Below are 16,879 nucleotides of genomic sequence, written 5' to 3' on the forward strand. Positions count from 1 at the left end.
GTTCAGCACGCTGCCGCACCCCGGCACCGGCCGGCGCACGAGGACGCGTACCGCCGGGTGGATCGGCCCCCGTCCCAAGCCGTACGCCGCACACCGCAACCGCACACCGCCGATAGCCGTGCATGCGGCGCGCCGGGCCCGGAGGGGAGGAACCGCCTACTGCTCGGCGAGGGCCCGCAGGCGGCTGAGCGCCCGGTGCTGGGCCACCCGGACCGCGCCGGGTGACATTCCCAACATCTGTCCGGTCTCCTCGGCCGTGAGGCCCACCGCGATCCGCAGCAGCAGAAGCTCCCGCTGGTTCTCGGGGAGGTTGGCCATCAGTTTCTTCGCCCACTCGGCGTCGCTGCTGAGGAGGGCGCGCTCCTCGGGGCCGAGCGAGTCGTCCGGCCGCTCGGGCATCTCGTCCGAGGGCACGGCCGTCGAACCGGGATGCCGCATCGCGGCCCGCTGCAGGTCGGCCACCTTGTGACCGGCGATGGCGAAGACAAAGGCCTCGAAGGGGCGCCCGGTGTCCTTGTAGCGCGGCAGTGCGAGCAGCACCGCCACGCAGACCTCCTGCGCCAGGTCCTCCACGAAGTGCCGCGCGTCACCCGGAAGTCGGGACAGCCGCGTACGGCAGTAGCGGATGGCGAGCGGGTGGACATGGGCGAGGAGGTCGTGTGTGGCCTGCTCGTCGCCCTCGACCGCGCGGTGGACGAGCGCACCAATCGCCCCATGGGCATTGGCAGCCTCGTCGTCACGCATCGGTCCATGGTGCCTTGGCGTCGTTCGTTCCGTGGCACCGCGTCCGTAGTTGTGCACCGAAGCGTTATGAGCAGGTGCGCCGGAACTCATCTCCTGCGCCCTCCCCTCCCGCTCGACCGACTTGTTCCCGAGGGACTCCACACCTCAAGGATGCGGCATCCGCCGGGAAACGGGGATCGGGTACCCGAACGGCGTCATCCGATCCCCTGTCGGGCCCGGCCCCGTCCGCCTTTCGGCGGACGGGGAAACCCGTACCCCCGCGGCGGTCCACCTAGCGGACCAGGCCCCATCGGAATCCGAGCGCCACCGCGTGCGCGCGGTCCGAGGCGCCGAGCTTCTTGAAGAGCCGGCGGGCGTGCGTCTTGACCGTGTCCTCGGAGAGGAACAGCTCACGGCCGATCTCCGCGTTGGACCGGCCGTGGCTCATGCCCTCCAGGACCTGGATCTCACGCGCGGTGAGCGTCGGCGCAGCGCCCATCTCGGCCGACCGCAGTCTGCGCGGCGCGAGCCGCCAGGTCGGGTCGGCGAGGGCCTGGGTGACGGTCGCCCGCAGCTCCGCGCGGGAGGCGTCCTTGTGGAGATAGCCGCGGGCACCGGCGGCGACCGCGAGTGCGACGCCGTCCAGGTCCTCGGCCACGGTGAGCATGATGATGCGCGCACCGGGGTCGGCGGACAGCAGCCGCCGGACCGTCTCCACGCCGCCCAGACCGGGCATGCGTACGTCCATCAGAATCAGGTCCGAACGGTCGGCACCCCAGCGGCGGAGGACTTCCTCGCCGTTGGCCGCCGTGGTCACGCGCTCTACGCCGGGCACGGTCGCCACCGCACGGCGGAGCGCCTCTCGGGCAAGCGGGGAGTCGTCGCAGACGAGGACGGATGTCATGGCCGTCCTCCGCAGCTGATGCGCGTCACCTTGGGCCTCCAGGCTGGTACGAAATCGTCACCTGTGCGGTCGACCGACTCGGACGCTTGCCCGAGCGTTTGTTCCTTCAACCGCCTCGCACACTCAACGACGGTCACTCGAAAGAGTTACGGGGCGGTGAGCCACGTTCGGCACTCTACGTGAGGGCGCGGACACGGTGGAGACACGTGCGGCAGACCCTCAAGGTTTCATCACAAGCTATGCCCCATTCAGCCGCTTTTCGTTCCATTTACTGGTGTCTGGGGCTAGATTCGCAATGAGTCATATTTTCATCTCCTTAGATCGTAGATGTACGGTGATGGGCACGTAACCGACCAAAACGGCTACAAGGGGACAAAGCAATGGCAGATTTCTCCCGCCTTCCCGGACCGAACGCGGATCTGTGGGACTGGCAGCTGCTCGCGGCGTGCCGCGGGGTCGACAGCTCGCTCTTCTTTCACCCCGAGGGCGAGCGCGGTGCGGCACGGAGCGCTCGTGAGAACTCGGCCAAAGAGGTCTGCATGAGGTGCCCGGTGCGGGCGGAGTGCGCCGCGCACGCGCTGGCGGTGCGCGAGCCGTACGGCGTGTGGGGCGGCCTGACCGAGGACGAGCGCGAGGAACTCATGGGACGGGCGCGCAACCGCCTGGTCTCGGCATCGAGCGGGGGCGACCCGTCACCCCACTGAAGGAACGTTTCTCCGGACCGACACGCGCGCGTGTGCCCCTTCTTCACGTCCCCCACGGCATACCCGGCGCCGCCTAGGGGTGTCTCGAAACACCCCCAGGACCAAGACCCCGCGAGACCGGGCCCGTGGAACCGGGTTCAGCGGGCGGCCGCTCCGGCCAGCTGGTCCAGCGTGGCCGCCACGGCGGGCACCTGGGCCAGATCCGGCAGCGTGAGCGCGACGATCTCCCGCCGCAGCGCGGGCTCCACCGTCACTGTGCGTGCACCTTTGGGGCGTACGGATTCGATGGCCAGTTCGGGCAGGACCGCGACCCCGAGGCCCGCCCCGACCAGACCGACCACCGCCGGATAGTCGTCGGTCGCGAAGTCGATGCGCGGGGTGAAGCCGGCGTTCGCGCAGACCTCGACCAGCTGGGTCCGGCAGCGCGGACAGCCGGCGATCCACGGCTCGTCGGCGAGGTCCCCGATGGCGACCGTGCCCGCCCGGGCCAACCGGTGCCCCTCGGGGACCAGACCGACGAGCCGGTCCGTGAGCAGCGGCCGGATCACCAGGTCGTCCCACTCCTCCGCGCCCGCGGGACCCGCCGCCGCGCCCTCGTACCGGAAGGCGAGTGTCACGTCGCAGTCGCCCTCGCGGAGCATCTCGACGGAGCGCGGCGGTTCGGCCTCCTCCAGGGAGACCCGGGTGCCGGGGTGGGCCGCGCGCAGGGCGGCGAGCGCGGTCGGTACGAGCGTGGAGCTTCCGCTGGGGAACGAGACCAGGCGCACCCGGCCCGCGCGCAGCCCCGCGATCGCGGCGACCTCCTCCTCGGCGGCGGTCAGCCCGGCGATGATGCCCGCCGCGTGCCGCACGAGGGCCTCGCCCGCCTGGGTCAGCCGCATCTCACGGCCGGTGCGGATGAGCAGCGGTGTGCCGACGGAGGCTTCGAGCGCCTTCATCTGCTGGCTGACGGCGGGCTGGGTGCAGCCCAGCTCGCGCCCCGCCGCCGAGAAGGAACCGGTGGCGGAGACGGCACGCAGGACGCGCAGATGACGGGCCTCGATCACCCTTCGAGCATAAGCGAATCTTGGATACGGCGAGGAATATCGCGTCGACGCTTTTGGCCCGGATCGCCTAGCGTGCCTTCATGAAGCTTCTGTCTCTGAATCTGGGGCGGCCGAAGGCCGTCGAGTACACGGACCAGGCCGAGGGCGTGACCGGCATCGACAAGCGGCCGGTGGACGGGCCGGTACGGGTCGCCGCGCCCGGGCCCAAGGGCGTCGGCGGGAGCGGTCTCGCCGGGGACGCCGTGTGCGAGCTGCGGCACCACGGCGGCGACGACCAGGCGGTGTACGCCTTCGCGCGCGAGGACCTCGACGACTGGGAACGCGAGCTGAGGCGCCCGCTGTCCAGCGGGATGTTCGGGGAGAACCTCACGACCGAGGGCATCGACGTGTCCGGGGCGAAGATCGGGGAGCGCTGGCGCATCGGCTCCGAGGTCGTGCTCGAAGTGACGTCCGGGCGGATCCCCTGCCTCACCTTCCAGGGCCACCTGGGCGAGAAGGGCTGGGTCAGGCGGTTCACGCGCAAGGGGGCGACCGGCGCGTATCTGCGGGTGATCGAGCCCGGGGAGATACGGGCGGGCGATCCGATCGAGATCGTGCACCGGCCGGACCACGAGGTCACCGCCGCCCTGCAGTTCCGCGCGGTCACGCTCGAACGGACGCTGCTGCCAAAGGTGCTGGCGGCCGGCGACGCCCTGCACCCGGAGGCACGGGAGACGGCGCTGAGGTACGTCGAGAAGTACGGCGGTCACTAACCTTGGGCCATGACAACGGCTTTGATTACGGGATCGACAGCGGGCATCGGTGCCGCCTTCGCACGGCGGCTGGCCGCCGACGGGCACAACCTCGTGCTGGTCGCGCGTGACACCAAGCGGCTCGGCGAGCAGGCGACGGAACTGCACGACCGGCACGGCATCGAGGCGGAGGTGCTGGCGGCGGACCTGGCGACGGACGAGGGCATCGAGGCGGTGGCCGCCCGTGTCTCGGACCGCAAACACGCGGTCGACCTGCTCGTCAACAACGCGGGCTTCGGCAACAAGGGCCTGTATCTGGACGTACCGATGGCGGACGAGCTGAGGATGCTCAAGGTGCACTGCGAGGCGGTGCTGCGGCTCACCTCGGCGGCGGCCGAGGCCATGCGGGAGCGCGGGCGCGGCGGTGTGGTCAACGTGGCGTCGATGGCCGCGTTCACGCCCCGCGGTACGTACGGGGCGTCGAAGGCGTGGGTCGTGCAGTTCACGCAGGGCGTGGCGAAGGACCTGGCGGGCAGCGGCGTCCGGCTGATGGCACTGTGCCCCGGCTTCGTGCGGACCGAGTTCCACGAGCGGGCCGGGATGGGCACGGACGACATCCCCGACTGGATGTGGCTGGACGCCGACAAGGTGGTCACGGCCGGTCTCGCCGACCTCGCGCGGGGCAAGTCCCTGTCCATTCCGGACGCGCGCTACAAGGTGCTGGCGGGCCTGGCGAAGGTGACGCCGCGGGGGCTGGCCGACGGGGTCAGCTCCAAGGCGGGCCGCAAGTACGGCCCGAAGTAGGCGCGTCGGTGCTGTTAGGCGTCAGGCGGAGACAGCACGAAGGCCCGGCCCCGCCGAAACGGGTACCGGGCCTTCATGCTGCGCCCGAAGGGGCGCGGGGTTCAGCTCAGCGACTAGTGCGAGTGGCCGTGGCCACCGTGAGCGGCCTCGGCCTCCTCCTCCGCCGGCTTCTCGACGACCAGGGTCTCGGTCGTGAGGAGCAGGGAGGCGATGGACGCCGCGTTCTCCAGGGCGGAGCGGGTGACCTTGACCGGGTCGATGACGCCGGCCTTGACCAGGTCGCCGTACTCGCCGGTCGCGGCGTTGAAGCCCTGGCCCTTGTCGAGGTCGGCGACCTTGGAGGTGATGACGTAACCCTCCAGGCCGGCGTTCTCGGCGATCCAGCGCAGCGGCTCGACGGCGGCCTTGCGGACGACGGCGACACCGGTCGCCTCGTCGCCGGCCTTGCCGAGGTTGCCTTCGAGGACCTTCACGGCGTGGACGAGCGCGGAGCCACCACCGGAGACGATGCCCTCCTCGACCGCGGCGCGGGTCGCGGAGATGGCGTCCTCCAGACGGTGCTTCTTCTCCTTCAGCTCCACCTCGGTGGCGGCGCCGACCTTGATGACGCACACGCCGCCGGCCAGCTTCGCGAGGCGCTCCTGGAGCTTCTCGCGGTCCCAGTCGGAGTCCGTGGACTCGATCTCGGCCTTGATCTGGTTGACACGGCCGGCCACGTCGGCGCCGTTGCCGCCGCCGTCGACGATGGTCGTGTCGTCCTTGGTGACGGTCACGCGGCGGGCGGTGCCCAGCACGTCCAGGCCGACCTGGTCGAGCTTGAGGCCGACCTCCTCGGCGATGACCGTGGCGCCGGTGAGCGTCGCGATGTCACCGAGCATGGCCTTGCGGCGGTCGCCGAAGCCGGGGGCCTTGACGGCCACCGCGTTGAAGGTGCCGCGGATCTTGTTCACGACCAGGGTCGACAGGGCTTCGCCCTCGACGTCCTCGGCGATGATCAGCAGCGGCTTCGACGCGTTGGTCTGGATGACCTTCTCAAGCAGGGGCAGCAGGTCCTGGATGGAGGAGACCTTGCCCTGGTGGATCAGGATGTACGGGTCGTCGAGGACGGCCTCCATACGCTCCTGGTCGGACACCATGTACGGGGACAGGTAGCCCTTGTCGAAGGCCATGCCCTCGGTGAAGTCCAGCTCCAGACCGAAGGTGTTGGACTCCTCGACGGTGATGACACCGTCCTTGCCGACCTTGTCCATCGCCTCGGCGATGAGCTCGCCGACCTGGCTGTCCTGGGCGGACAGACCGGCGACGGCCGCGATGTCGGACTTCTCGTCGATCGGGCGCGCGGTCGCGAGGAGCTCCTCGGAGACCGCGGCGACGGCCGCGTCGATGCCCTTCTTGAGGAGGGCGGGGGACGCGCCGGCGGCGACGTTCTTCAGGCCCTCGCGCACCAGCGCCTGGGCCAGCACGGTGGCGGTGGTCGTACCGTCACCCGCGATGTCGTTGGTCTTGGTCGCCACCTCCTTCACCAGCTGGGCGCCGAGGTTCTCGTACGGGTCGTCGAGCTCGACCTCGCGGGCGATGGTGACGCCGTCGTTGGTGATGGTGGGGGCGCCGAACTTCTTGTCGATGACGACGTTGCGGCCCTTGGGGCCGATCGTCACCTTCACGGTATCGGCAAGCTTGTTGACGCCGCGCTCAAGGGCGCGACGGGCGTCCTCGTCGAACTTCAGGATCTTCGCCATGGAGCTGATTCAGTCCTCTCAAAAAACGAACGGCGCCCCCGGCACCCGGCGCTTTTTTAGTACTCGTGTTCAGTACTCGCTGGGGCCAGGGGCGCAGTTCAAAGCAAACCTGGGTGAATTACTTCTCGATGATCGCGAGCACGTCGCGAGCCGAGAGGACGAGGTACTCCTCGCCGTTGTACTTCACTTCGGTGCCGCCGTACTTGCTGTAGAGCACGATGTCGCCGGTCTTCACGTCGAGCGGAAGACGCTCGCCGTTCTCGAAGCGGCCCGGGCCGACGGCCAGGACGACGCCCTCCTGGGGCTTCTCCTTCGCCGTGTCCGGAATGACCAGGCCAGAGGCGGTGGTCTGCTCGGCGTCGAGCGGCTGGACCACAATGCGGTCCTCAAGCGGCTTGATGGCAACCTTGGAGCTGGTGGTCGTCACGATCCGACCTCCCCCTTCGGAGATCTCACGGGGTTAACTGTCTGAGGTGGCGACCAGGTGGATCCGTCGTCGCGGGTGCCGGACCTGCCCGTCGCTATTGGCACTCTCCTGCGGTGAGTGCCAGAGCCGAGACTATGACTGCGATTAGCACTCGGTCAAGCGGAGTGCCAGTTACCTCCGGCGGTTGGCGGCATCCGGGCGGGTCGGAATCGGGGTTGCCGCAAGCGCCGGACGGGCTGGAGGGTTCTCGTCTGCGGCCCGGTGGGGGCGGGCCGCGCAGTTCCCCGCGCCCCTGAAAAGCGGGCTGCGCCCGACTTTTCCCGCCCCCTTCCCCTGCCCCCACCCCCTAGGGGCGCGGGGAACTGCGCAAAGGGGGGCGAGGGGGCGCAGCCCCCATGCAGTGACGGGGAGGGTAGGGGCGGCGGGGGCGGAGAAAGGTCCTCGGGGCCCCTACAGGTAGTCCTCCAGCCGCGCCACGGCGAACCCCTGCTCCTGAATGCGGCGCAGCATCCGGACGGTCGCCCCCGTCAACGCCCCACCCCCCTCAGGGCAATGCAGAATGTCCCCCGCCCGCAACCGCTCGGACTCCCGCCACAGAACGACCGCCGAGATACCGCAGTCCCCCGCCGCCCGCAGCGTGTCGCCGTCGTACTTCCCGTACGGCGGCCGGAACAGCCGCGGCCGGATCCCGAACCGCCGCTTCAGCTTCTCCTGCTGCCCGCAGATCTCCGCCCGCTGCCCCTCGTACGGCAGCCCCGGCAGATACGGATGATCGAGCGTATGGTTCTGCACGCTCGCACCGACCGCGCGCAGCCGGCCGAAGTGCGCGTACCCCGGCCCCACGACGCTGTCCGTGAGGAACACGCTCACCGGCAGCCGCAGTTCCCGCACCATGTCGACGAACCGCGGATCCCGCTCCGCGCCGTCGTCGAAGGTCAGGAAGACGACCTTGTCGCGGGTCGGGACGCGGTCCACCACGGGCGGCAGGCCGGGCCCCGCGGCCCGTAAGGCGGGCCGCCGGACGGACGGGCCGGGCGCACGGGCGAGCGGGGCGCTCAGCCCCCAGCGGCGGTACGCGTCCACGGGCGGCCCGTGCGTGCGTACCTTCTGCGCGGCCTTCTTGCCCAGCCGCTCGATGGGGTCCACGGACTGGGCGCAGCCCGCGAGACAGAGCACGCCGGCCAGAAGTGCGGCGGTGGCCCCCCGGCGCCTCACAGGTAGTCCTCCAGGCGCGCCACCGCGTACCCCTTGTCGGTGATCAGCTTCAGGAAGCGGCGGACCATGTCGGGCATCGTGCCCTCCCAGTCCTCCTTGCCGCGGAAATGGCTGAGAACGATGTCCCCGGGGCGCAGGTCGCGGTCCCACTCCCGGTACTCCCAGCGGTCGACGAAGACCTCCTCGTTCCAGAGGGGGGCCGCCTTGATGCCGCAGGCCTTGGCGGCCCGCAGGGTGTCCTCGTTGTAGTTGCCGAACGGCGGGCGGAAGAGCGTCGGCCGCTTTCCGTACCGCTTCTCGATCACGTCCTGCATCCCGCAGATCTCCCGCTTCTGCGCGGCGTACGACAGGCCCGGCATGAAGCGGTGGTGGAGGGTGTGGTTGTTCAGCGACACGCCTGCGGCCTGCATCTTCTTGAAGTACCCGTAGTCCTCCTTGACCAGGTAGTCACTGAGGAAGGCGGTGTACGGGATCTTCAGCTCGCTCATCATCCGCAGGAACGCCGGGTCCTTCTCGGCGCCGTCGTCGATGGTGAGGAAGACGACCTTGTCCTTGGTGGGGATCGTCGTGAAGACGGGCGGGAGTCCTTCGTGGTCGTCCACCTCGAAGCCGTCACGGGTGTCGATGTGCGGCTTCTTCGCCGGGGCGGGCGGTGCGGGCAGGGGGGCCTTGGGCAGGCCCCATCTCTTCACGGCTGCGGCGTGGGCGCGTTGCTCCTGGCGGAGTTTGGCGGCTGCCTGTTGGCCTGCGGCCGGCTTGATGTCCTTGGGTGCGGGGGCCGAGCAGGCGGTGGCCAGTGCGGTGGCTGCCAGCAGGGTCAGGGCCGTGCGAGCCGCTGCTCGGCGCGGACGGACGGTCGGCTGCGGGCCGGTGGGGGCGGGCCGCGCAGTTCCCCGCGCCCCTTTCGGGGCACTCGTACGGACCCCGTTTGCGGCGTTGATGTGGGATTGTCTTACAAGTCGCATGGGGCCGGATACTCCCAGGTCAAGCGGGCTTCGCCGGGTCGACACCGCCGTCGCGCGCGTGCCGTCCACCGACTGGCCCACAATGGGGCGGTGAACGACCTCGATCCGCCCGACTCCCCGCTCGCCTCCTTCGCCGCTCTGCGCACGTCCGAGGGGCGTGCCCTGCTGGACGAGGTGCGCGGTACCGAACCGGCCCAGGAACTGGCCGTGGCGACGCGGCTGCGGCGTGGGCATCCCGTCGGGCTCGTGTCGGCCGCGCTCGGGCAGGCGCGGCTGCGGCAGCGGGCCGTCGCGAAGTTCGGGGCGGCGGACGCGGCTCAGATGTTCTTCACGCCGAACGGGGTCGAGCAGTCGACCCGGGCGAGCGTCGCCGCGTACCGTGCCGCGCGGTTCAGGGACCTCGGGGTGCGGTCCGTGGCCGACCTGTGCTGCGGCATCGGCGGTGACGCGATCGCGCTCGCCCGCGCCGGGATCCGGGTCCTCGCCGTCGACCGGGACCCGCTGACCGCGGCCGTGGCCCGCGCGAACGCCGAGGCGCTCGGGCTGGCGGAGCTGATCGAGGTGCGCGAGGCCGATGTCACCGAGGTCGACACGGCCGGGTACGACGCCGTGTTCGTGGATCCGGGGCGCCGGGGCGGGCGCGGGCGGATCTTCGACCCCGAGGCGTACTCACCGCCGCTGTCGTGGGCCGTCCAGGCGGCCCTCAAGGCGCCTCTCGCCGCGCTGAAGATCGCCCCGGGCATTCCGCACGAGGCCGTCCCCGCCGAGGCCGGGGCGGAGTGGATCTCGGACGCCGGGGACGTGAAGGAGGCCGTGCTGTGGTTCGGCACCGGGCAGGCGGGCTCGGTCCGCGCGACCCTGCTGCCCGGCCCGCGCACCCTCGTCGGCCGCGGACTGCCCGATCCCGCGGTACGGCCCGTGGGACGTTTCCTGTACGAGCCCGACGGCGCCGTCATCCGCGCGCACCTGGTCGCCGAGGTGGCCGCGGATCTGGACGGCGGAGGGCTGGTCGACGAGACCATCGCCTACGTCACCGCGGACTCCGTGACGGCCACCCCGTACGCGACCGCCTACGAGATCACCGACCGGCTCCCCTTCGGCGTCAAGAAGCTCAAGGCGCTGCTGCGGCAGCGCGAGGTGGGCATCCTGACCGTGAAGAAGCGCGGCTCTGCGGTCGAGCCGGAGGAGCTGCGGCGCAAGGTGAAGCCGCAGGGGCCGCACTCCGCGACCGTGTTCCTGACGCGGGTGCAGGGCGCCCCGGCCATGCTCCTGGGGCACCCCGTCACCGCACCCGGCGACTAGGACCGGACGGGCCCTAGCCGTCCAGCTGCTCCAGCGTCGCGTTCGACGGGCCCCTGCGGGACTGCTCGTCGCGCGCCACGTCCTCGGCGGCGGACAGCACCCGTACCGAGTTCTGCCAGGTCAGCTTGGCGAGGTCCGGCTTCGACCAGCCGCGGTCCAGGAGCTCCGCGATCAGGTTCGGGTAGCCGGAGACGTCGCCGAGGCCATCGGGGGTGAACGCCGTGCCGTCGTAGTCGCCGCCGATGCCGAGGTGGTCGACGCCCGCCACCTCACGCATGTGGTCGAGGTGGTCGGCGACCGTCGGGACGGTCGCGACCGGGCGGGGGTGGGACTCCTCGAAGGCCTGGTGGACCTTCATCGCCTCGGCGGTCGAGTCGAGGTGGTGGAAGCCCTTCTCGCGCATGTTCTCGTCCGCGGCCTCCGTCCAGTCGACGGCGGCCTGGAGGACGAACTTCGGCACGAACGTCACCATCGCCACACCGCCGTTGGCGGGCAGCCGCTCCAGCACGTCGTCCGGGATGTTGCGCGGATGGTCGCAGATCGCGCGCGAGGACGAGTGGGAGAAGATCACCGGCGCGGTGGAGGTGTCCAGCGCGTCCCGCATGGTCGTGGCGGCCACATGGGAGAGGTCCACCAGCATGCCCAGGCGGTTCATCTCGCGGACGACCTCGTGGCCGAACGGCGACAGGCCGCCGACGACCGGCTCGTCGGTCGCCGAGTCCGCCCACGCGATGTTGTCGTTGTGGGTGAGGGTCATGTAGCGGACCCCCAGCTCGAACAGGCCGCGCAGCGTGGCGAGGGAGTTGTCGATCGAGTGGCCGCCCTCGGCGCCCATCAGCGAGGCGATCCGGCCCTCGGCGCGCGCCGCCTCCATGTCGGCGGCGGTCAGGGCGGCGCGCAGATCGGCGGGGTAGCGCTCGATCAGCTGCCGTACGCAGTCGATCTGTTCGAGGGTCGCCGTGACCGCGCCGGGCAGGTCCGAGCGCACGTAGACCGACCAGTACTGCGCGCCGACGCCGCCCGCGCGCAGCCGCGCCAGGTCGGTGTGCAGGTGCGCGCTCTGGTCGGCGGCGATGTCGCGGGCGCCGATGTCGTAGCGGACCTGCTCGCGCAGCGCCCAGGGAAGGTCGTTGTGGCCGTCGACCACGGGGAAGTCGGCGAGGAACGCGCGGGCGTCCTCCAGAGAAGGCAGAGAAGGCATGGTGGTCACGTCCGTCACTTTCCGAAGCCGAAGCCGCTGCCCGAGCCCGCGCCGCTGTCGACCTTGGAGCGCAGCCGCTTGCCCTTCTCTGTGGCCTGGTCGTTCAGCTCCTGCTGGAAGTCGCGCATCCTGGCGAGGAGTTCCTCGTCGTGCGTGGCCAGGATGCGGGCGGCGAGCAGGCCCGCGTTGCGCGCGCCGCCCACCGAGACCGTGGCGACCGGGACACCGGCGGGCATCTGGACGATCGACAGCAGCGAGTCCATGCCGTCGAGGTACTTCAGCGGGACCGGTACGCCGATCACGGGCAGCGGGCTGACCGAGGCGAGCATGCCGGGCAGATGGGCCGCGCCGCCCGCGCCGGCGATGATCGCTTTCAGGCCGCGGCCGGCCGCCTCCTCGCCGTACGCGATCATCTCGCGCGGCATCCGGTGGGCGGAGACCACGTCGACCTCGTACGCGATCTCGAACTCGTCGAGGGCCTTCGCGGCGGCCTCCATGACGGGCCAGTCGGAGTCCGACCCCATGACAATGCCTACGACAGGGCTCATTCGGTGATCGTTCCTCTGAGGTAGCCGGCTGCGTGACGGGCGCGCTCCAGCACGTCGTCGAGGTCGTCGCCGTAGGTGTTGACGTGGCCCACCTTGCGGCCGGGCTTCACGTCCTTTCCGTACATGTGGATCTTGAGCTGGGGGTCGCGCGCCATGCAGTGCAGGTACGCGGAGTACATGTCGGGGTAGTCGCCCCCCAGGACGTTCACCATGACCGTCCACTTCGCGCGCGGGCGCGGGTCGCCAAGGGGCAGGTCCAGGACCGCGCGGACGTGGTTGGCGAACTGGGAGGTGATCGCGCCGTCCTGGGTCCAGTGGCCGGAGTTGTGCGGGCGCATGGCCAGTTCGTTGACGAGGATGCGGCCGTCACGGGTCTCGAACAGCTCGACGGCGAGGTGGCCGACGACGCCGAGGTCCTTCGCGATGCGCAGGGCCAGTTCCTCGGCCTTCAGCGCCAGCTCCTCGGAGATGCCGGGCGCGGGCGCGATCACCGTGTCGCAGACCCCGTCGACCTGCTGGGACTCGACCACCGGGTACGCCACGGCCTGGCCGTGCGGCGACCGTACGACGTTGGCGGCCAGCTCGCGGGCGAAGTCGACCTTCTCCTCGGCGAGGACCGGGACGCCGGCCCGGAAGGGGTCCTCGGCGTCGGCCGCGGACCGCACGACCCACACGCCCTTGCCGTCGTAGCCGCCGCGGACGGTCTTGAGGACGACGGGGAAGCCGTCCCCCTCGGCCCCCTCCGGGAGCCCTTCCGCCGCGAACGCGGCCACGTCGGCCGGATCGCTCACGATCCGGTGCCGTGGGCACGGCACCCCGATCTCGACGAGCTTCGCGCGCATCACGCCCTTGTCCTGGGCGTGCACGAGCGCGTCGGGGCCGGGGCGCACGGGGATGCCGTCCGCCTCCAGTGCCCGCAGATGCTCGGTGGGTACGTGTTCGTGATCGAAAGTGATCACGTCGCAGCCCCGCGCGAAGGCCCGCAGCGTGCCGAGGTCGCGATAGTCGCCGACGACGACTTCGCTGACCACCTGCGCCGCAGAGTCCTGGGGGGTGTCACTGAGGAGCTTGAACCTGATGCCGAGCGGGATGCCAGCCTCGTGCGTCATACGAGCGAGCTGACCGCCGCCGACCATGCCGACTACCGGGAACGTCACACCCCCAGGGTATCGGCCGTTTCGAGCCACCCCTGTCGGGAGCACGATCATCGGACATTGTGCGGGTTCATCACATCCCGGCCACATCTTCGAGTCCGGGCCGGGCACCCGAGGGAACCGCTGGTTAGCATGGCGGAGTCGACGAAGGTTGACGAAAATGACGTATCCGACGAGACGGGGGCTGGGCGACACCATGGGCACAGCTGGTAAACGCGGGGCTCATGCCAGGCAGACCAGCGCTGTTCGCCTTCGGATCGAGCGCCTGACCAGGGAGATCGCCAAGTTCGGCGCGGTCGGCGGAGCCGGTCTCCTCGTCAATCTGATCGTATTCAACCTGGTGCGTCACACGACCGACCTGCAGGTCGTGCGGGCCAGTGTGATCGCCACGGTCGTCGCCATCGTCTCGAACTACATCGGTTTCCGCTACTTCACGTATCGCGATCGCGACAAAAGTGGCCGTACCAAGGAACTGACGCTGTTCGTACTGTTCAGCGCGGTCGGGCTCGTCATCGAGAACGGGTTCCTCTTCGCCGCGACGTACGGCCTGGGCTTCGACAGCCCGCTGGCGAGCAACGTCTTCAAGTTCGTCGGCATCGGCATCGCGACCCTCTTCCGCTTCTGGTCCTACCGCACGTGGGTCTTCCGCGTCGCCCCGTCCCACGACCCGGTGACCGACGCGGAATCGTTCCTGGAGAACCCGACCCCGTATCTGGAAGAAGACCGCCCGCCCCAGCCCGTCCGCCAGGTCCAACGGGTCCGCTGAGCCCTTCAAGGGGCGCGGGGAACGGCGCAATCTTTTGTCTTTGGCCTTTAGGGGCGCGGGGAACGGCGCGACCAGCCCAGACGGCGCCGCAGACACCCACAACGCACAACGCCCCCAGCGGAGCGCCTGGCGGAGCGCTACGCGCTACCGCACAGTGGGCTGGTCCCCGTCCCGCCTCTTCAGCGGCGTACGGGACAAGAACAACCCGAACACCGGCGGCTGAGCCTGAAGCATCTCCAGCCGCCCCCCGTCCGCCTCCGCGAGGTCACGCGCGACGGCGAGCCCGATCCCCGTGGAGTTGCGCCCACTGATCGCCCGCTCGAAGATCCGCGCCCCCAGGTCGGCCGGCACCCCCGCCCCCTCGTCGGTGACCTCGATCACGGCCTGGTTGCCGGTGACCCGCGTCCGCAGCGCGACCGTACCGCCGCCGTGCATCAGCGAGTTCTCGATCAGCGCGGCCAGCACCTGGGCCACGGCCCCCGGCGTCCCGACGGCCTGCAGATGGTGCTTGCCCGAGCTGACGATCGCGCGGCCCGCGTTGCGGTAGGCGGGGCGCCACTCGGCGAGCTGCTGCTTGATGACCTCGTCGAGGTCGAACGTGACGGCGGAGCCCGTACGCGGGTCGCGCGCGTTGGTCAGCAGCCGCTCCACCACGTCGGTGAGCCGCTCGACCTGCGCCAGCGCGATGGTCGCCTCCTCCTTGACCGTGCTCGGGTCGTCGGTGAGGGTGATCTCCTCCAGCCGCATGGACAGCGCGGTCAGCGGCGTACGCAGCTGGTGCGAGGCGTCGGCCGCGAGGCGCCGCTCGGCCGTCAGCATGCGGGCGATGCGCTCGGCCGAGCCGTCCAGCACATCGGCGACCCGGTCCAGCTCCGGCACCCCGTACCGCTTGTGGCGCGGGCGCGGGTCCCCCGAGCCGAGCCGTTCCGCGGTCTCCGCGAGGTCGGTCAGCGGGGAGGTGAGCCGGTTGGCCTGGCGCACCGCGAGGAGGACGGCGGCGATCACCGCGAGCAGGGCCACCGCGGCGATGATCAGCAGCGTGCGGCCGACCTCACGGGTGACCGCCGAGCGCGCCTCCTCGACCGTGACGGTCTCGCCCTCCTCGCCCGCGCGGGTGGAGGTGATGACGTCACCGGTGGGCGGTGTGCCGATGTGGATGCTGTCGCGGCCCGGGATCTCGATGCGCGCGTACCGGTCGCCCGTCACCTGGTCCTTGAGGACCCGGGCGTTGACCTGCTCGTCGCCGAGGATGCGGCTGTCGACGATGCTGACCAGCCGTACCGCCTCGGAGTCCACCCGTTCCTGGGCGCTGTTGCTGATCGTGCGGGTCTCGACGATGACGAGCGAGACCCCGAACACGGCGATCACCACCAGCACGACGGCCAGCGTGGAATTGATGAGACGGCGACGCACAGGTCCCTCCGGGCAACTGATGATCCGGGCTGGACCCGCGCCCCGTCAGGGGCGCGGGGAACTGCGCGACCAGCCACGCACGGCCCGCTGCCGCGCACCCACCGACGACACGACGGCGAGGGGGCGCGGCCGACAGCAACGGGCTAGCTCTTCTCGAAGCGGAAGCCCACTCCTCGTACCGTCGCGATGTACCGCGGATTGGCCGCGTCGTCACCCAGCTTCTTCCGCAGCCAGGAGATGTGCATGTCGAGCGTCTTGGTGGACGACCACCACGTGGTGTCCCAGACCTCGCGCATCAGCTGGTCGCGCGTGACGACCCGGCCGGCGTCCCTGACGAGCACCCGGAGCAGGTCGAACTCCTTCGCCGTCAGCTGCAGCTCCTCGTCGCCCATCCACGCCCGGTGCGACTCGACGTCGATCCGCACCCCGTGCGTGGCGGGCGGCTGCTGGGGCTCGGCCGCGCCGCGCCGCAGCAGGGCCCGTACGCGGGCCAGCAGTTCGGCGAGACGGAAGGGCTTGGTCACGTAGTCGTCGGCGCCCGCGTCCAGGCCAACGACGGTGTCCACCTCGTCGGCGCGCGCGGTCAGGATGAGGACCGGCACGGTCATCCCCTCGGCGCGCAGCCGCCGGGCGACCTCCAGTCCGTCCATACCGGGCAGCCCGAGGTCGAGCACGACCAGATCGATACCGCCCTGGATGCCCGCGTCGAGCGCGGTGGGTCCGTCCTCGCGTACCTCAACCTCGTACCCCTCTCGGCGCAGGGCGCGAGCCAGGGGTTCCGAGATGGACGCGTCGTCCTCGGCGAGCAGTACTCGGGTCATGAACTGATGGTAGTCCGCAACGGAGCGGCGCAGTGAGGGTGATCGACATCTGTGTCGGTCAGGACCCCCACGGACCGTGCGACCCTGGGGTTCAGGATGTAAACCTGTGAACGGCCTTCGATTCGGTCGCATGGTTCCATCCGAACCTGTGATCCATCTCTCAAGTCATGCCATATGCGGCATTGCTGGGACGTGGGGCCTTATGGTGACCAGACGCCTGTAGCAGCACACAGGGACCTTCGGCGGAAGCTTCACGCTGAAGGTCTCTTTTGTGTGCGGGCTGGTGTCTACCAGCCTTGAAAGGAATGACCTGTGGCCGGGCCCGGCGCGTGAGAACGCGCGACGGGCGTGGATCCCGGTGGTCGTCGTCCACCGCCGCGACCTCGTCGACCGAGGACGTGGCGGACTCCCCGTGG

Annotated in this window: 17 protein-coding genes; 5 read left to right on the forward strand and 12 right to left on the reverse strand. The window is 70.4% G+C overall.

The annotated features are described in order from the left end of the window. Nucleotides 1-156: 156 nt before the first annotated feature. Complete coding sequence (locus tag J8N05_RS02115) at nucleotides 157-744, reverse strand: sigma-70 family RNA polymerase sigma factor (protein WP_107015687.1); 588 nt, start codon at nucleotides 742-744, stop codon at nucleotides 157-159. 271 nt (nucleotides 745-1,015) lie between these two features. Continuing rightward, nucleotides 1,016-1,627, reverse strand: coding sequence for a response regulator transcription factor (locus J8N05_RS02120; protein WP_003948568.1), 612 nt, complete (start codon nucleotides 1,625-1,627; stop codon nucleotides 1,016-1,018). Nucleotides 1,628-2,007: 380 nt separating this feature from the next. Between J8N05_RS02120 and J8N05_RS02125 the strand changes: the two genes are divergently transcribed. Further along, nucleotides 2,008-2,331, forward strand: a complete 324-nt coding sequence (locus J8N05_RS02125) for a WhiB family transcriptional regulator (RefSeq protein ID WP_210880788.1) — start codon at nucleotides 2,008-2,010, stop codon at nucleotides 2,329-2,331. A gap of 137 nt (nucleotides 2,332-2,468) precedes the next feature. Here J8N05_RS02125 and J8N05_RS02130 read toward each other — a convergent pair whose 3' ends face one another. Continuing rightward, nucleotides 2,469-3,377 (reverse strand): LysR family transcriptional regulator, encoded by a 909-nt coding sequence (locus tag J8N05_RS02130; protein ID WP_210880789.1) that lies wholly within the window; start codon nucleotides 3,375-3,377, stop codon nucleotides 2,469-2,471. 80 nt (nucleotides 3,378-3,457) lie between these two features. On the opposite strand from J8N05_RS02130, the gene J8N05_RS02135 reads away from it, so the two are divergent. Together J8N05_RS02135 and J8N05_RS02140 are read left to right on the forward strand one after the other, a co-directional pair. Beyond that, nucleotides 3,458-4,129, forward strand: a complete 672-nt coding sequence (locus tag J8N05_RS02135; protein ID WP_210880790.1) for an MOSC domain-containing protein — start codon at nucleotides 3,458-3,460, stop codon at nucleotides 4,127-4,129. Nucleotides 4,130-4,138: 9 nt separating this feature from the next. Next, nucleotides 4,139-4,912, forward strand: coding sequence for an SDR family NAD(P)-dependent oxidoreductase (locus J8N05_RS02140; protein WP_210880791.1), 774 nt, complete (start codon nucleotides 4,139-4,141; stop codon nucleotides 4,910-4,912). A 113-nt stretch (nucleotides 4,913-5,025) separates the two neighbouring features. Here the strand turns inward: J8N05_RS02140 and groL are convergent, their stop codons facing one another. The 4 genes from groL to J8N05_RS02160 form a co-directional block, all read right to left on the reverse strand. After that, complete coding sequence (gene groL / locus J8N05_RS02145) at nucleotides 5,026-6,651, reverse strand: chaperonin GroEL (protein ID WP_210880792.1); 1,626 nt, start codon at nucleotides 6,649-6,651, stop codon at nucleotides 5,026-5,028. A gap of 118 nt (nucleotides 6,652-6,769) precedes the next feature. Further along, nucleotides 6,770-7,078 carry a co-chaperone GroES gene (groES, locus tag J8N05_RS02150; protein WP_003998759.1) on the reverse strand — a complete coding sequence of 103 codons (309 nt, stop codon included), beginning with the start codon at nucleotides 7,076-7,078 and terminating at the stop codon, nucleotides 6,770-6,772. 450 nt (nucleotides 7,079-7,528) lie between these two features. After that, the gene (locus J8N05_RS02155; RefSeq protein WP_210880793.1) at nucleotides 7,529-8,293 is read right to left on the reverse strand and encodes a polysaccharide deacetylase family protein; all 765 of its coding nucleotides are present in this window, start codon (nucleotides 8,291-8,293) and stop codon (nucleotides 7,529-7,531) included. Continuing rightward, on the reverse strand, nucleotides 8,290-9,258 hold the full coding sequence (locus tag J8N05_RS02160) for a polysaccharide deacetylase family protein (RefSeq protein WP_210880794.1): 969 nt from the start codon (nucleotides 9,256-9,258) through the stop codon (nucleotides 8,290-8,292). The genes J8N05_RS02155 and J8N05_RS02160 overlap by 4 nt, the downstream gene beginning before the upstream one ends. Before the next feature lie 90 nt (nucleotides 9,259-9,348). On the opposite strand from J8N05_RS02160, the gene J8N05_RS02165 reads away from it, so the two are divergent. Then, on the forward strand, nucleotides 9,349-10,560 hold the full coding sequence (locus J8N05_RS02165; protein ID WP_247706117.1) for a class I SAM-dependent methyltransferase: 1,212 nt from the start codon (nucleotides 9,349-9,351) through the stop codon (nucleotides 10,558-10,560). Nucleotides 10,561-10,573: 13 nt separating this feature from the next. On the opposite strand, the gene J8N05_RS02170 is transcribed toward J8N05_RS02165, so the two are convergent. Genes J8N05_RS02170 through J8N05_RS02180 form a run of 3 tightly spaced genes read right to left on the reverse strand, consistent with a single transcriptional unit; the run spans nucleotide 10,574 to nucleotide 13,466 of the window. Further along, complete coding sequence (locus tag J8N05_RS02170) at nucleotides 10,574-11,761, reverse strand: dipeptidase (protein WP_210889963.1); 1,188 nt, start codon at nucleotides 11,759-11,761, stop codon at nucleotides 10,574-10,576. Nucleotides 11,762-11,775: 14 nt separating this feature from the next. Further along, nucleotides 11,776-12,309, reverse strand: a complete 534-nt coding sequence (gene purE, locus J8N05_RS02175) for a 5-(carboxyamino)imidazole ribonucleotide mutase (RefSeq protein WP_210880796.1) — start codon at nucleotides 12,307-12,309, stop codon at nucleotides 11,776-11,778. Then, a complete protein-coding gene (locus tag J8N05_RS02180) occupies nucleotides 12,306-13,466 on the reverse strand; it encodes a 5-(carboxyamino)imidazole ribonucleotide synthase (protein WP_210880797.1) in 1,161 nt (386 codons plus the stop codon). Before J8N05_RS02180 ends, purE begins: the two co-directional genes overlap by 4 nt. A gap of 193 nt (nucleotides 13,467-13,659) precedes the next feature. Between J8N05_RS02180 and J8N05_RS02185 the strand changes: the two genes are divergently transcribed. Continuing rightward, entirely contained in the window at nucleotides 13,660-14,229 is a 570-nt protein-coding gene (locus J8N05_RS02185; RefSeq protein WP_210889964.1) for a GtrA family protein, read from the forward strand. Nucleotides 14,230-14,373: 144 nt separating this feature from the next. Here J8N05_RS02185 and J8N05_RS02190 read toward each other — a convergent pair whose 3' ends face one another. Then, nucleotides 14,374-15,642: an ATP-binding protein gene (locus J8N05_RS02190; protein ID WP_210880798.1), complete on the reverse strand. Its 1,269-nt coding sequence runs from the start codon at nucleotides 15,640-15,642 to the stop codon at nucleotides 14,374-14,376. Nucleotides 15,643-15,785: 143 nt separating this feature from the next. Continuing rightward, complete coding sequence (locus tag J8N05_RS02195; protein ID WP_107015675.1) at nucleotides 15,786-16,463, reverse strand: response regulator transcription factor; 678 nt, start codon at nucleotides 16,461-16,463, stop codon at nucleotides 15,786-15,788. Nucleotides 16,464-16,879 lie beyond the last annotated feature (416 nt).

This window comes from Streptomyces liliiviolaceus (assembly GCF_018070025.1).
GTDB lineage: Bacteria > Actinomycetota > Actinomycetes > Streptomycetales > Streptomycetaceae > Streptomyces > Streptomyces liliiviolaceus.